This is a genomic window from [Eubacterium] eligens ATCC 27750, from assembly GCF_000146185.1.
GTDB classification, from domain to species: domain Bacteria; phylum Bacillota; class Clostridia; order Lachnospirales; family Lachnospiraceae; genus Lachnospira; species Lachnospira eligens.
This window is the reverse complement of record NC_012780.1, coordinates 458,584-473,005: the sequence shown is the minus strand read 5'-3', so window position 1 is coordinate 473,005 and position 14,422 is coordinate 458,584. Positions and strand designations below refer to the sequence as shown.

Annotated in this window: 14 protein-coding genes and 1 other annotated feature; of the genes, 10 read left to right on the top strand and 4 right to left on the bottom strand. The window is 37.2% G+C overall.

Annotated features, from left to right (window positions below; genetic code table 11):
* Nucleotides 1-28 precede the first annotated feature (28 nt).
* On the bottom strand, nucleotides 29-1,465 hold the full coding sequence (locus EUBELI_RS12720) for a methyl-accepting chemotaxis protein (protein WP_041688964.1): 1,437 nt from the start codon (nucleotides 1,463-1,465) through the stop codon (nucleotides 29-31).
* Between the two features lie 122 nt (nucleotides 1,466-1,587).
* Nucleotides 1,588-1,793: a binding site (T-box leader), on the top strand.
* A 220-nt stretch (nucleotides 1,794-2,013) separates the two neighbouring features.
* On the opposite strand from EUBELI_RS12720, the gene thrS reads away from it, so the two are divergent.
* The 3 genes from thrS to pflA all read left to right on the top strand — a co-directional run bounded on the left by thrS (nucleotide 2,014) and on the right by pflA (nucleotide 6,462).
* Entirely contained in the window at nucleotides 2,014-3,789 is a 1,776-nt protein-coding gene (gene thrS / locus EUBELI_RS12710; protein ID WP_012740780.1) for a threonine--tRNA ligase, read from the top strand.
* A 95-nt stretch (nucleotides 3,790-3,884) separates the two neighbouring features.
* The gene (locus EUBELI_RS12705; RefSeq protein ID WP_012740779.1) at nucleotides 3,885-5,516 is read left to right on the top strand and encodes a helicase-related protein; all 1,632 of its coding nucleotides are present in this window, start codon (nucleotides 3,885-3,887) and stop codon (nucleotides 5,514-5,516) included.
* Between the two features lie 184 nt (nucleotides 5,517-5,700).
* Nucleotides 5,701-6,462, top strand: a complete 762-nt coding sequence (pflA, locus tag EUBELI_RS12700) for a pyruvate formate-lyase-activating protein (protein WP_041688963.1) — start codon at nucleotides 5,701-5,703, stop codon at nucleotides 6,460-6,462.
* Nucleotides 6,463-6,513: 51 nt separating this feature from the next.
* Here the strand turns inward: pflA and EUBELI_RS12695 are convergent, their stop codons facing one another.
* Nucleotides 6,514-6,861, bottom strand: a complete 348-nt coding sequence (locus EUBELI_RS12695; protein WP_012740777.1) for a helix-turn-helix domain-containing protein — start codon at nucleotides 6,859-6,861, stop codon at nucleotides 6,514-6,516.
* A gap of 221 nt (nucleotides 6,862-7,082) precedes the next feature.
* Between EUBELI_RS12695 and EUBELI_RS13825 the strand changes: the two genes are divergently transcribed.
* Nucleotides 7,083-8,015 (top strand): CAP domain-containing protein, encoded by a 933-nt coding sequence (locus tag EUBELI_RS13825; RefSeq protein WP_049777994.1) that lies wholly within the window; start codon nucleotides 7,083-7,085, stop codon nucleotides 8,013-8,015.
* Nucleotides 8,016-8,094: 79 nt separating this feature from the next.
* Here EUBELI_RS13825 and EUBELI_RS12685 read toward each other — a convergent pair whose 3' ends face one another.
* Nucleotides 8,095-8,457 (bottom strand): metal-dependent transcriptional regulator, encoded by a 363-nt coding sequence (locus EUBELI_RS12685; protein ID WP_012740775.1) that lies wholly within the window; start codon nucleotides 8,455-8,457, stop codon nucleotides 8,095-8,097.
* Nucleotides 8,458-8,675: 218 nt separating this feature from the next.
* Here EUBELI_RS12685 and add point away from each other — a divergent pair, with 218 nt between their 5' ends.
* From add to EUBELI_RS12670, 3 genes are read left to right on the top strand one after another with little or no spacing between them, the layout of a single operon-like run.
* Nucleotides 8,676-9,731 carry an adenosine deaminase gene (add, locus tag EUBELI_RS12680; RefSeq protein WP_207643834.1) on the top strand — a complete coding sequence of 352 codons (1,056 nt, stop codon included), beginning with the start codon at nucleotides 8,676-8,678 and terminating at the stop codon, nucleotides 9,729-9,731.
* A gap of 3 nt (nucleotides 9,732-9,734) precedes the next feature.
* On the top strand, nucleotides 9,735-11,564 hold the full coding sequence (locus EUBELI_RS12675) for a hypothetical protein (RefSeq protein WP_012740773.1): 1,830 nt from the start codon (nucleotides 9,735-9,737) through the stop codon (nucleotides 11,562-11,564).
* 23 nt (nucleotides 11,565-11,587) lie between these two features.
* The gene (locus tag EUBELI_RS12670; RefSeq protein ID WP_119211080.1) at nucleotides 11,588-11,962 is read left to right on the top strand and encodes a response regulator; all 375 of its coding nucleotides are present in this window, start codon (nucleotides 11,588-11,590) and stop codon (nucleotides 11,960-11,962) included.
* Between the two features lie 18 nt (nucleotides 11,963-11,980).
* Here the strand turns inward: EUBELI_RS12670 and EUBELI_RS12665 are convergent, their stop codons facing one another.
* The gene (locus EUBELI_RS12665; protein ID WP_012740771.1) at nucleotides 11,981-12,850 is read right to left on the bottom strand and encodes a DegV family protein; all 870 of its coding nucleotides are present in this window, start codon (nucleotides 12,848-12,850) and stop codon (nucleotides 11,981-11,983) included.
* Between the two features lie 313 nt (nucleotides 12,851-13,163).
* On the opposite strand from EUBELI_RS12665, the gene infC reads away from it, so the two are divergent.
* The 3 genes from infC to rplT are packed head-to-tail and all read left to right on the top strand — an operon-like array spanning nucleotide 13,164 to nucleotide 14,308.
* Complete coding sequence (infC, locus tag EUBELI_RS12660) at nucleotides 13,164-13,658, top strand: translation initiation factor IF-3 (RefSeq protein ID WP_012740770.1); 495 nt, start codon at nucleotides 13,164-13,166, stop codon at nucleotides 13,656-13,658.
* Between the two features lie 39 nt (nucleotides 13,659-13,697).
* Nucleotides 13,698-13,895, top strand: a complete 198-nt coding sequence (gene rpmI, locus EUBELI_RS12655; RefSeq protein WP_012740769.1) for a 50S ribosomal protein L35 — start codon at nucleotides 13,698-13,700, stop codon at nucleotides 13,893-13,895.
* A gap of 56 nt (nucleotides 13,896-13,951) precedes the next feature.
* Complete coding sequence (rplT, locus tag EUBELI_RS12650; RefSeq protein WP_012740768.1) at nucleotides 13,952-14,308, top strand: 50S ribosomal protein L20; 357 nt, start codon at nucleotides 13,952-13,954, stop codon at nucleotides 14,306-14,308.
* The last annotated feature ends 114 nt before the right edge of the window (nucleotides 14,309-14,422 follow it).

The window sequence follows — 14,422 nt, the reverse complement described above, 5'->3', positions numbered from 1 at the left end:
TTGAAGACTGCCACTTTTTATATGCATATTAATTAAAATGTTCTTTTAATTCACCAGAAAGCTTTAAGACATGCTCGATGCCATCGTCAACATTCGAAACGGCTTCTTCCTGCTGGCGGATGCTCTCTGAAATATTAGATATCATTGCAGCGTTCTCTTCAGAGGTAGCAACAAGCGTCTGAATGTCTGAGTTAACGCTGTCAAAAGCTGTCCTGACAGATTCGATTACCTTATACTGTTCTCTTACAAGATCGTGTGCAACTTCTGTTGAATCATTGATTCCGGTGAGGACATTGACAAGAGTGTCCATCTTGGAAACAACATCATTAGCTGATTCAGCACCTGCATTCACGCGGTTAGAAACTTCATCTGTCATACCTGAAAGACCGTTAATGATTTTGTGTATATTGTCTGCAGCTTCTGAACTCTGTTCAGAAAGATGACGGATTTCATCTGCAACTACAGCAAATCCTTTACCATGTTCACCGGCTCTTGCGGCTTCAATTGAGGCATTAAGAGAAAGAAGATTAGTCTGGGCTGCAATTGCGTTGATTTCTTCAAGAATTGAAGTAATCTTAGACATCTCGTTCATAAGCTCAGACATAGCTCCTCTGGCAGAGCCAACAGTTTCTGCCATCTCCGAAAGAGTGTTTTTAACAACATTTACTTCGTTATTACCGGCTCTGACTGATGTATCAACTTTTTCGAAGCCAGCATCAAGCTCTTTGGAAAGCTCATAATTCTTATTGATTTCATCGGTGGCATCCTGAATTCTCTCAGTTACAGATATAGTTGCATTGGTTGTATCGTCAATAACGGTATTCATCTGAGAAGCAGCTTCATTTACCTTAGTTGCCTGTTCAGATAAGTTATCAAGACCGTTCTTACAATTTTCGATAGCTGAATTAAGATTAATGGCTATGTCATTGGCTGCATGTGAGTTGCTGTTAATAGTAGATAGTGTTTCTTCACTCTGAGAAAGAAGCTCTCGTCCTCTGTCAACAGCTTTGTATAAAATAATAGCAACAAGGTCAAAAAGGAATACCTTTGTAAAGGCATCTACTCTGTCGTAATTAGCCCCATCAATAACGAATGGGAAAAATATGGTACATATAAGTGCAATATTAGCAACAGGAACAGAGTAATATATAATGTACTTCTTATCAAAATATAATGCCATCATTGATAGAAATACAAAGTTGGCAAGAAATGCAACTGAGTTGCCGCCTAAAACAAAAGCATATACAAATGTAGCAATTGAAGGCGTAAGATTAATGAGCAAAGCTTTAATAAAATGATTCTGAATTAAGAACTTACCAATACCGGCAGCAATAAGACTGGCAAGCATTATGCCAATTCCGATAAATGCACGGATATTAATCCCTTCTGAAAAAAATGTCATAACTGATAATGCAATTGTTCCAACTAAAACAATAAGATAGTTGTGTGAATGTAATTTATCCATTAGTTCCTCCCTAAAAATAATATTAAATTGTTCGAAAATTAATATAGAAATAATAGCATTTTTAAATACAAAAATCAATGATTAACAGGTTGACATTATGTAAAATTTGAAATATACTTCTTACTAAAGCGTTGACGAGAAGAGTACTATGTTACGGTTCTACAGAGAGAAGCATATATGGTGGAAGTGCTTTAGAATACGGATATGGGAAAACCACCTCCGAGCGGCCCTAATACGGCACGGTGATTCCGTTATAATCATAATGAGATGTTCTCCTGATTGAGAGAATAATAAGGGTGGAACCGCGGATTGAATATTCGCCCCTTATACAGCAAGCTGGAAAGCCACTGTATAAGGGGCTTTTTTGCGCGAGTAGCGATGAGAATATACAGGGAAAGTCAACAGCTGTGCTTGAACAGGGTGTGGACTTTGCATGGATATTCGAGGAGCACCGCGACAGTGACAGAGCGAAGCTCTGGAACATGAGCTACGAGCACAAGCAGCGATGAGAATAGCAACAAAAATATTAACACAAAAGGAGATTTATCATGGTTAATTTTAAGGAAGATGAAAGACTGAATACTCTTAATCATTCATGTGCACATGTTATGGCACAGGCAGTTAAGCATTTATATCCACATGCTAAGTTCTGGGTTGGACCAGTAGTTAAAGAGGGATTCTATTATGATATAGACCTTGGAGATAATGTAATCAATGACGATGCTATTGAAGCTATCGAAAAAGAAATGAAGAAAATCTGCAAGGAAGGCAAGAAGATATACAGAAGAGAAGTTTCTAAGGAAGAAGCCCTTGAGATGTTCAAGGATGATATGTATAAGCTTGATCTTATAAGCGGTCTTGAAGATGGCAACATTACAGTATATGACCAGGGCGATTTCACAGACCTCTGTCGTGGACCTCATGTCGATAATACTAAGCTCTGCAAGAACTTCAAGCTTGTTAAATATTCTGGTGTATACTGGAAGGGCGATGCCAGCAATCATGTAATGCAGAGAATCTATGGTGTATGTTTCCCAACAGCTGAGGAGCTTGAAGAACATCTTAAGCTTCTTGAGGAAGCAAAGGAACGTGACCACAGAAAGATTGGCAAGGAAATGGAACTTTTCATGTCAGATGACTTAATCGGACGTGGACTTCCAATGTTTTTACCAAAGGGATATACAGTATGGCAGGAGCTTGAGAATTACATTAAGGACAAGGAAAGAAAGCTTGGATACCTTCATGTAATGACACCATGTGTTGGTACAGTTAATCTTTACAAGACATCAGGCCACTGGGATCACTACAAGGAAAACATGTTCCCAGCTATGGAAGTTGAAGGCGAATCATTTGTCTTAAGACCAATGAACTGCCCTCACCACATGATGATATATGCTAACAAAATGCATTCTTACAAGGATCTTCCTATAAGAATCGGTGAGATTGCACATGACTTCAGATTTGAGGCAAGTGGAACATTAAAGGGTATTGAGAGAGGAAGACATTTTTGCCAGAATGATGCCCACCTTTTCGTAACACCAGAGCAGATTGAGTCAGAATTTGCCAAGGTTGTAGACCTTATATTTGAGACGTATAAGGATTTCAATATTACAGATTACCGCTGTGTTCTCTCATTAAGAGATCCAGAGGATAAGGTAAAGTATCATGATGATGATGAAATGTGGAACAATGCTGAGAACGCATTAAGAAAGGTTCTTAATGATATCGGAATTGAGTACACAGAGGAAATCGGAGAGGCTGCATTCTACGGACCTAAGCTTGATGTAAATGTTAAGCCTGCTATCGGTAATGAATATACTTTATCAACATGCCAGCTTGATTTCTGTCTTCCATCTAAGTTCAACTTAACATACATTGATAAAGATGGACAGAGAAAGACACCTGTAGTTCTTCACAGAGCTATCCTTGGTTCTCTTGACAGATTCATGGCTTATATACTTGAGGAGACAAAGGGTAACCTTCCATTATGGCTTGCTCCTGTACAGGCTACAATTCTTCCGGTTAAGAATGAAGATGAAGAGTTAAATGCTTATGCTCATGGTCTCTATGATTATCTTGCAGATAATGGAATCAGAGTTGAGATTGATGAGAGAGCAGAAAAGCTTGGATACAGAGTAAGAGAAGCTCAGGTAAAGAAGATTCCTTACCTTATTGTGCTTGGTAAGAATGAAGCAGCAGATGGAACTGTAAGCTACAGACTTCACGGAGAGCAGAAGTCAACTACAGTATCTAAGGACGAATTTGTTGCAATGCTTAAGGATGAGATTGCTACTAAGAAGAATAATCCTGCAGCAGCTAAATAATCAGACTGACCTTACAGAAAGAAGCGTGACAATATGTAATGTTTTATGTATTGTCATGCTTCTTGTTTATATTTCAGAAAACAATAGGAAAATAAATGGCAAGATATTACTATAAAAAGAAAAAGAAGAAATTCGTACCTAAAGATTTGGCAAGTCTTAAGGAACTTAAGATAAAGACCGCATTAATGGAGAGTATTCCTGAGGATATAACACAGCTGTATCCTGAAGCCAGAAATATAAAGAGACATTTTATATTGCATATAGGAGAGACTAATACAGGAAAGACACATGATGCATTAGAAGATTTTTATAATGCCGGTTCAGGAATGTATCTTGCACCCCTGAGACTTCTTGCACTTGAGATTCAGGAGATGAGTCTTGCAAGAGGAATTAACTGTTCGTTGACGACAGGTGAGGAGAAGGATATAAGAGATGGTGCAAAGCATTTATCCTGTACAGTTGAGAAAATGGATATGAGCAGACATTTTGATGTCTGTGTAATAGATGAGGCACAGATGGTAGCTGACTCAGACAGAGGCTGGGCGTGGACAGAGGCAATTCTTGGCGTCAATGCTGATGTTGTACATGTATGCATGTCGCCGAATGCAATACATATTGTTAAAATGCTTATAAAAATGTGTGGAGATACATATACGGATATAAGACATAAAAGGAATTCAAGACTTATAGTTGAAGATCATGATTTCATATTTCCGGATGATATACGGGATGGAGATGCTTTAGTATCATTTTCACGTAGAAAAGTTCTTATGCTCGCAACTCTTCTAAAGAAGGAAGGGTATAAAGTAAGTGTTATATACGGTTCACTTCCATACAGTGTGCGAAAAGCAGAGGTTGCCAGATTCTTAAATGGAGAGAGCAGAATTGTAGTATGTACAGATGCTATTGGAATGGGAGTAAATCTTCCTATAAGAAGAATAATATTTACTGAGTCGAAAAAATTCGATGGCAAATCCAAAAGATTTCTTAACATGAGTGAGGTTAAGCAGATTGCCGGAAGAGCAGGAAGAAAGGGAATGTATGACCAGGGGTATGTCAACTCAATAGAGGACAGGGACCAGATAGGTGAACTGCTTCATGGAAGATATGAGCAGATAACAAGCTGCGTTATACAGCCGCCAAGAAAAGTTCTGGATATGCCATACAGCCTTTCAGAGATATTTAAGATATGGTTAAAGACGATTGAAAAGAAATGCTTTTCAGTTGCTGACTTAAAGAACAGGATTAAACTTGCTGAATACATTGAGAAAAAACATGGTGAGAAGATTAATAAAGATCTTGAATACAGTCTTATTAACATTCCATTTGATGAGAATAACGAGAAACTTAAATATTTGTGGCAGGATCTTGTTGATATGACAGCTGACGGTGAACCGGTAAGCAGGATGTGGTATTATGTAGATACTGAATCTGAAGATATAGAAGCCATGAAGCTGGATGACCTTGAACAGTTGTATAAGAAGATGGATCTGCTTAATTCATACTGTAATGCTCTTAATATATCAGAATATGATGAGCGTATCAGAATGCTTAAAGAGGAGATATCAGAACGCATAGTAAGAGAACTTACTAATGGTGAATTCTTCAACAAATGTAAACGCTGTGGGAAGAGACTGGAATGGAATCACAGATTTGGCATGTGTGAAAAATGTTACGAGATAAATAAGCTGGAAAGAATGCGCTATAAAGCAGGTAAATGGAGATAAAAAGGTCTACATTTTGCTTTTTTATGCGAACATAAGCAATTCGAACTGACAATATATAGGGGATATGTTATATTTAATGCACCAAATATATGTTTTTATAAAATGTAGACATTTTTGGAGTAAATTATCGTTATTAAGTGATAATACATTTATAAAGTAATAATTATTGGAAGAGGAAAATGCTATGAGTGAAAGTATTAAAGGTAGAATTCATCAGGTAGAAAGCTTTGGTTCAGTTGATGGACCAGGGGTAAGATATATTGTATTTCTTAAGGGCTGTCATATGAGATGCAGATATTGTCATAATCCTGAGACATGGAAAGAAGAAGGCGGAACATTAGAAACAGCGCAGGAAGTGTTCGATAAAGCTTACCGTTACAGAAATTACTGGAAGAATGGTGGCGGAATCACTGTAAGTGGTGGAGAGGCGCTTCTTCAGATGGGATTTGTGACAGAACTCTTTGAAATTGCGAAAAAGAATGGCGTGCATACAACTCTTGATACGTCAGGTAATCCTTTTAAGATGGAGCCGGAATATCTTGAAAAGTTTGACAGGCTGATGGCTGTTACAGACCTTTTTCTTCTTGATATTAAGGAGATTAATGATGATAAGCACAAGGATCTTACAGGCTGGACTAATAAGAATATTCTTGACCTTGCAAAGTATCTGTCTGACCACAATAAGGATATGTGGATAAGACATGTTCTTGTTCCGGGAGTGACAGATGCACAGGAAGATCTTGAGCAGTTAAGGGACTTTGTTGCCGGTTTAAAGACTGTTAAGAGATTTGAAGTGCTTCCATATCATACACTTGGAGTATTTAAGTGGGAGGAGTTAGGAATTCCATATACACTTTCTGATGTAATGCCACCTGATAAGGAACAGGTAGCAAGAGCTAATGATATATTAAGAACAGCAGAATACACAGGATATCTTGAAAAATAAGATATTGATAAAAGACCTCCCACAGATTCAGGGAGGTCTTTTATACGATTGTTATTTGTGATATGATCTTAATCCATCATTAAGCCCCTCTATATAAGATAGCGCTTTTTCTTTTCCAGATGAATTTAATCTTTTATAAAAACCTAAAAGTCTTGTTTCACTGTCTGATAAAGACTGCACTTCAATAATATTTCTGGTATCAGATTTCATCATAATATAATCCATGCTGGCATCTAATATGCTGCTTAATTTAATAAGTGTGGATACACTGGGCATATGCCGACCTTGTTCATATGCGCTTATTGTTTCCTGCGCAACACCAAGTTCAGTACTTAATCTTATCTGTGTAATGTGTTTTTCTTCGCGTAATTCACGGATCCTGTTATGGACTTCATGCATTTGAATATTCCTCCATAGTATATCTGTTTATGATTGCACTATAAGAAAAATAACATTTTATTGTCTTATTATTAGTGGTGTATATGGTAAAATATAGCAATTATACAGGCTAATGTGGTATAAAATGGTAATAAAGATATATAGAAAAATTCTTACACCTATGTTATTATTTTAAATAGCAGTTTTGATGCAAATGAGTATTAATCAGGGGAAACATGAGAATGAAAAGAAGAGACTTTGCTGCCACATTAATGGCAGTACTTATGGCAGGAAGTATATTTGCAGGTTGCGGAAGTGCTGATAAAAATGTAAATCATAATGTTGAAACAACGCAGAATATACAGAATGCAAAGGATGTGCAGTTTACTACGCAGGCTGTTGCAGATAATGAAACCAAAGCAACAAATGCAAAAGATGAAAAAGAAACAGAAAGCACCATTCAGGAGTTGGAAACTAAAACTCAGGAAGTGGATACAGAAGTAATTACTGCAGACAGTGAGGTATCCGGGACTCAGAATGATAGCGATATACAGGAGACTGGAGATCAGGAAAATATAGCTGCAGAAGATAATGAGTGGAATAATGGAAATACAGAAGATTCTAATTATGAGGGAAAAAACACTCAGGAATCTGTAGAAAATAATAATCAGAATAATAACGGGAATAATGCGCCTGGAGATCAGCAGGCACCGGCATCAGGCGGAAATGTTAATATTAAAGATGATAACAGCCTGCTTGCAAGTGCAAAGGTTAATACAGTTACATATAGTGCATATGCCAGCGAAGTGTTAAGACTTGTCAATATTGAGAGAGACAAAGTTGGAGCTGCACATCTTGTTTTAGACGGAGCGTTATGTGATGCTGCAAATATGCGTGCGATTGAGATGGATTATTCGGGAAATTTCAGTCACACAAGACCGGATGGAAGAGGCTGCTTTACTGTTTTTTCATTTTGCACAATCAGTTTTTATACATGTGGTGAAAATATCGCGGCATGGTATCCGACTCCGGCAGCAGTTGTTGATGGCTGGATGAACTCAACGGGGCATAAAGCTAATATATTAAATACAGCATTTACAAAGATGGGACTTGGATACAGTACAGGAGGCGGTGGAGAGTACCGCCATTACTGGGCACAGGAATTTGCTGGATAAAAAGAATATAAAAAATAGAAAGAGCCATATCGGATAATCCGGTATGGCTCTTTCAGAGAAGGAAATTATATGAGAAAAATTAAGATATAGCTTTCTTAATAGCGTTGAATGATTCCTTGCTTATATCATGCTCGATACGGCAGGCATCTTCTTCAGCGACCTTAGGATCAACACCAAGCCTTATGAGCCATGATGTAAGGAGCTGATGACGCTCATATATCATCTCAGCAATCTCTTTACCTGATTCTGTAAGATATATGTAACCCTCTTTAGTTACCGTTATATGATTAGATTCCCTCAAATTCTTCATCGCAATGCTGACGCTTGATTTCTTGAAACCTAACTCATTGGCAACATCTATTGAACGAACCACAGGAAGCTTTTTACTTAACATTAATATTGATTCAAGATAGTTTTCTGCTGATTCATGAATAACTGACATAATTATATCCCCCGATTACTTATAACGATATTGATATATAGATTATAACACGCATGTATATTTAATGCAAATGTGCTGAATATAAATTAATCATAAAATTTATCATAATACTTGGTAAAATATGGATGTAAAGCCTTATCGGTGTTGCAAATATACTCAATGCAGTTTAAAATATAATGAAGTGTATGTCAGATAATAATATGTTAGAGGGTGTTTTTTTGAATAACAGTAATATAGAATGGATAGAAAAACTGGATTGCCTTACAGACCTGCATGTACATCTTGATGGTTCACTGTCGCTTGAATCTGTAAGACATCTTTGCGGTATGCAGAATATAGAAACAGGTGATGATGCAGAATTGTCAGCGAAGCTGAGTGTATCATCAGATTGTAAGAATCTTAATGAATACCTTGAAAAATTCGAGTTTCCACTTCAGCTTTTACAGACACATGAGGCTGTTAAATATAGTGTGTGTCAGCTTATTAAGGAGCAGGAAGAACAGGGAGTAATATACAGCGAGATAAGATTTGCACCACAGCTTCATACAAGAAAAGGATTGTCACAGCAGGAGATTGTTGAAGCAGCATGTGAGGGACTTGATGAATCAAGAAAGTACTGGAAGTCATATTCCTGTCACAATCTTATATTATGCTGTATGCGTTCGGATGATAATAAGGATGCTAATATGGAGACAGTAAGACTTGCTGCATTATATGCTGAAAAGGGAAGAGGTGTTGTGGCAGCAGACCTTGCAGGAGCAGAAGGACTTTATGCAACTGATACATTTGCTGATGTATTCAGGGATGCAGTGCAGAAAGGAGTGCCATTTACTATTCACGCAGGCGAGGCAGCCGGAGCGGAAAGTGTTAAATGTGCATTGAATTTTCAGGCTGTAAGAATAGGACATGGCGTAAGATGTACAGAGAATCCTTTAGTTATGCAGGAGCTTGCAGACAGAGAGACTGCATTGGAATTATGTCCGACAAGCAATCTGAATACTAAAATATATGAGACAATAAAGGACTATCCGATACAGCAGCTTATGAATAAGGGGATAAAGGTTACTGTTAATACGGATAATATGATGGTTTCTAACACTACAGAGGCGAGGGAACTTGCATTGGTTGCAGATACATTTAATATGGAGAAGAAAGATGTTAAGAAGCTGATAATGAATGGTGTTGAAGCTGCATTTACAACAGAGGGAATAAAAAACCGCTTAAGGGCAAGAGTGGATACACAGTTTGCCAAAGTGGCTGGAATCAGAGGTTAGGGTATGAATGAAGTTAATGAATTATTTACTAAAGAAAATGTAGAAAAGATATATGTTCCGGATATTGTTAAGGACGATTTGCTAAGTATTATAGAAGAAAAGCTTAAGAAAGCAGGATTCTATTACAGGGTTGCATACAGGGTGAAAGCACCTGATTCAATGCTTGATAAACTTATATTAAAGGATTACAGAAGACCTGGGACAGAGAATCAGGATAAGAAGATGCAGGATCTTATAGGAATAAGAATTATTCTGTATTATGCGGATGATGTTGAGATTGTTAAGAATTTTCTTGATACGATATTCTCTATGCCGGGCGTGTGGAATACAACAGAGGCTAATGAATATGAGTTCAGGGCAATGAAGATTAACGGAATATTCAAGCTGCCGGGATATCTTAGCAAGACCATTGTTAATCCTGAGCTTGGAGATTATGTGGATGATACATTTGAGATACAGGTAAGAACTAATTCTTTTGAGGGCTGGCATGAGATTGAACATGATATGAGATATAAAGGCTCAGCCTTTGGCACGGGTAATGAAGCACTTGCAAGAAAGATGAACAGTATTCTTGCAACGCTGGAGTTATGTGATGATTCAGTTGTGGGTCTGATTGAAGATTTAGGACATCAGCATTACAAAGACAGAAAATGGAACTATATGTTAAGATGTCATTACAGACTGAAGTTTACAAGAGAACCGCTGCATCCATATATTGAAGAGATATTTGATGAAGATACAGAGCTTGCCAAGAAGTTTTATAAATTTAAAAGAGAACCGTTACTAAGACAGCTATGGGATAATACAGGAGATAAAGGTCCGGAGATTACTGTTAATAATATTGTTAAGATAGTTAATCAGATAGGACCTGAGGATGAGAGACTCAAAGAAGCATTTGTAAAGATAGAACATGAGAAGAAGCAGGAGACAGAAAGCGTTGCCAAGAGAAGAAGATTTGAACCGTTTAAACAGCTTGGTTCTTTTATGGTATTCAAGGCGGATACATATATCGACTTAAGCAATCTTGCAATGACTGATGCTTTCAGAAAAGCCGTAGGGTACATATATTCATGGGTTAAGTCAAGATATGAGGATGTATTCACAGATTTACCAGAGAGCGCAGAAACTTATGTTAATGCAGAACCCGGATATTCAGTTAATCTTTCGTATGATGCAGAAAATGTGTATTTTTCTGAAAAAACTACACATCTTGATACTAAGATACCGACAAGAGTATGGATATCTGAAGCGGTTATATGCAAGGAAGGTGACAGACTGAAATTCACGGTATCTAACAGGTATGCAGAGCCGGCAGACAGATACAGAGATAATGAAAATGTCCTGTTTTCAAGGCCTAATTTCTTTGGAGAGATTGCAGACAATATAGGAATTGTTGATGTGGAAAGAATGAGAGAATCTGTAAGATATGTTGAAGACAGTAAGGATTACGATGACCTTACAACACTGATTGCAGATGAAGAAAGAACATTCCCTGTTATAGTATTTATGGCAAGTGATGGCAGATGGCTTGATAAATTTGATATGAACTATTTTGCTTATCTTGTAGGATATTATGCACATATCAAGATGATAAGAAGCCCTTATGAATCACGGAAATTTGCTAAGGATTATGGTCTTAAGATGGATGAATGTGCTGATTCAATTACAGTATTTTATCCGGGCAGAGAGCCTTATACAAGCTATAAGACAGATATATTCCACACAACATTTGAAGTTATTAAGGTTGAAAAGAGAAAATACTGGAATGAGAATGGCTGCAGGGCATACAGAAGAAAGCTTGTTTCAGAAATAAGAGAGAATAATGTACTGTGACAGTAGAAAGCAGAGGGAAAATAATGAACAAATGTGTTCTTGTAGTTGATGATAATGATTTTAACAGGGAACTTGTGAGAGATATTCTTGAAGATGAGGATATTGTTGTTTATGAGGCAGCAGATGGTAAATCTGCAGTTGATTTCATGGAGTCACAGGATGGTACAAATGTTAATGCAATTCTTATGGATTTAAGAATGCCTGTTATGGACGGTATGGAGGCAACAAGAGTCATAAGACAGGGGAGCAGAGGAAGTGTACCTATAATAGCAATGACAGCTAATTCATTTGAAACTGATAAGGATTATGTACATGCTAATGGAATGAACGGATTTATTGCAAAGCCCATAGATGTTGCAACATTGGCAGAGCAGATAGGAGAAATGGCAGGGTGGTAATACACCCTGCCATTTCTCCTATCTTGAATCACCCATAAAGAAAAGGGCAACTGTTCCAGGACCTGAATGCGTTCCTATTGTAGGACATATATAATTAATCCATATGTTATCAATACCAAATCTTTCTTTTACAAGTCCGGCAACAAACTGTGCATCTTGTAAGCAGTCGCCATGACTGATGAATATGACATCATTCTTATCTCTGTATGAACCGATATGTTCCTCCATACGGTCAACTAAAGCAATGAGAGATTTCTTTCTGCCACGGATCTTTCCTATATTAATAAGTCTGCCTTCATTATTTACATGAAGGATTGGCTTGATATTGGCAAGCGTACCAATAATGGCAGTAGTCTTAGAAACACGACCGCCTCTGTATAAGTGGTTAAGATCATCAACCGTAAAATTATGTACTACATTAAGCTTGTGATTGTTGACAAAATTTATTATTTCGTCCATGGATTTTCCTGACTTTTTCATTTCAACAGCTTTATATACGATAAGACCTTCGCCCATTGAGGCAGCTAACGAATCTACTACAACGATTCTTGCCTCGGGATGTTCTTCCATGACTTCATTCGCAGCTATGCAGGCATTGTTGTAACTGCTTGAAAGTGCTGATGAAAATGCGATGTGAAGGATATCGAAGCCCTCTTTAACACGTTTTTCAAATATAGTTTTACAGTCTTCGGGATTACATGCCATAGTTGTTGGCATGTCGCCATTACGCATACGGTCAAAGAATTCCTTCTCAGGCATAATGTTATCTGTACCATAGATGACTTCACCAAATGCATAAAATAGAGTGTGAATGTCGATGTTGTTTTCTTTGACATAACTGTCAGGTAAATCAGCAGTTGTGTCAGTAGATATAAGAAAATCTTTCATAACTGTCAGATCCTTTCTTGATTTATTTCATGTATTATAATATCATTATTGAAGTGATATTCCAAGATATAAGATTTATTACATTTTTAAAGAAATTTTGAAAATGGGGTTGACATATGTTAACTGGAATGATATCATGCAATGGTTGCAAAGCAAAGCAGAGTATCCACTCTCACCTCAGCGCACAGGGCGACTCGGGTTGATATTTAAGAATTACACATAATATTAGGATTGTGTTTTGATTAAAGAAAGTGGATAGCTATGCTATTCACTTTAATTTTTTATATGGGGGTGTACCGCTATTAACGAGTTAATGATTAACGAACAGATCAGATGCAAAGAGGTTCGTGTTATTGGAGAAGAAGGACAGCAGCTTGGAGTTATGGCATCAAGAGATGCTTTAAACATGGCTAAGGATGCAGGAGTTGATTTAGTAATGGTTTCACCATCAGCTAACCCACCTGTATGCAGAATTGTAGATTATGGCAAGTTCAAGTACGAACAGCTCCGCAAGGAAAAGGAAGCTAAGAAGAAGCAGAAGACAGTAGAAGTTAAGGAAGTTCGTTTATCACCCAACATCGATGTCAATGACCTTAACACTAAGTGTAATTCAGCAAGAAAGTTCATTGAAAAAGGTAACAAGGTTAAAGTATCATTAAGATTCAGAGGAAGAGAGATGGCTCATATCGATTCCACTAAGCATATTCTGGAAGACTTTGCAGAGAAGCTTAGCGATATAGCAGTAATTGAGAAGGCTCCTAAGATGGAAGGCAGGAGCATGATGATGTTTTTAACTGAAAAACGTTAAAATAAATAACAATTAACAGGTATTTTTAGGAGGATTATTATGCCAAAGGTAAAGACAAAAAGAGCAGCTGCAAAGCGTTTTAAAGTAACTGGAACAGGTAAGTTAAAGAGAATGAAGGCATACAAGAGCCACATTCTTACAAAGAAGTCAACTAAGAGAAAGAGAAATCTTAGACAGGCAGCTATGACTGATGCAACTAATGTTAAGACAATGAAGAAGATTATGCCTTATCTCTAAGATTAATGGTATAACAACATTTATTTAGAGATATAGTTTAAGGAGGAATTTATAAAATGGCAAGAATTAAAGGCGGATTAAACGCAAAGAAGAAGCATAACAGAGTATTAAAGCTCGCTAAGGGTTATAGAGGAGCAAGATCTAAGCAGTACAGAGTTGCTAAGCAGTCAGTTATGAGAGCTCTTACAGAGAGCTATAAGGGCAGAAAGCAGAAGAAGAGACAGTTCAGACAGTTATGGATTGCCAGAATCAATGCTGCTGCAAGAATTAACGGACTTTCATACAGCAAGTTCATGTATGGTCTTAAGTTAGCTAATATCGATCTTAACAGAAAGGTATTATCTGAGATGGCTGTTAACGATGCAGAAGGATTTGCAAAGCTCGCAGAGGTTGCTAAGTCTAAGCTTGCATAATTGATTATATATTAAATATATTGATTTAATAGGCTGTCGTTTTTGCGGCAGCCTGTTTTAATGTATTGGTTGCTAAATGTTTGAATGTGAATATATGATAATTTTGTGAACTAA

What these genes read in the sequence shown, in the direction of transcription:
- EUBELI_RS12720 (WP_041688964.1), bottom strand. Translation starts at nt 1,465, where the DNA reads ATGGATAAATTACATTCACACAACTATCTTATTGTTTTAGTTGGAACA.
- thrS (WP_012740780.1), top strand. Translation starts at nt 2,014, where the DNA reads ATGGTTAATTTTAAGGAAGATGAAAGACTGAATACTCTTAATCATTCA.
- EUBELI_RS12705 (WP_012740779.1), top strand. Translation starts at nt 3,885, where the DNA reads ATGGCAAGATATTACTATAAAAAGAAAAAGAAGAAATTCGTACCTAAA.
- pflA (WP_041688963.1), top strand. Translation starts at nt 5,701, where the DNA reads ATGAGTGAAAGTATTAAAGGTAGAATTCATCAGGTAGAAAGCTTTGGT.
- EUBELI_RS12695 (WP_012740777.1), bottom strand. Translation starts at nt 6,861, where the DNA reads ATGCATGAAGTCCATAACAGGATCCGTGAATTACGCGAAGAAAAACAC.
- EUBELI_RS13825 (WP_049777994.1), top strand. Translation starts at nt 7,083, where the DNA reads ATGAAAAGAAGAGACTTTGCTGCCACATTAATGGCAGTACTTATGGCA.
- EUBELI_RS12685 (WP_012740775.1), bottom strand. Translation starts at nt 8,457, where the DNA reads ATGTCAGTTATTCATGAATCAGCAGAAAACTATCTTGAATCAATATTA.
- EUBELI_RS12675 (WP_012740773.1), top strand. Translation starts at nt 9,735, where the DNA reads ATGAATGAAGTTAATGAATTATTTACTAAAGAAAATGTAGAAAAGATA.
- EUBELI_RS12670 (WP_119211080.1), top strand. Translation starts at nt 11,588, where the DNA reads ATGAACAAATGTGTTCTTGTAGTTGATGATAATGATTTTAACAGGGAA.
- EUBELI_RS12665 (WP_012740771.1), bottom strand. Translation starts at nt 12,850, where the DNA reads ATGAAAGATTTTCTTATATCTACTGACACAACTGCTGATTTACCTGAC.
- infC (WP_012740770.1), top strand. Translation starts at nt 13,164, where the DNA reads ATGATTAACGAACAGATCAGATGCAAAGAGGTTCGTGTTATTGGAGAA.
- rpmI (WP_012740769.1), top strand. Translation starts at nt 13,698, where the DNA reads ATGCCAAAGGTAAAGACAAAAAGAGCAGCTGCAAAGCGTTTTAAAGTA.
- rplT (WP_012740768.1), top strand. Translation starts at nt 13,952, where the DNA reads ATGGCAAGAATTAAAGGCGGATTAAACGCAAAGAAGAAGCATAACAGA.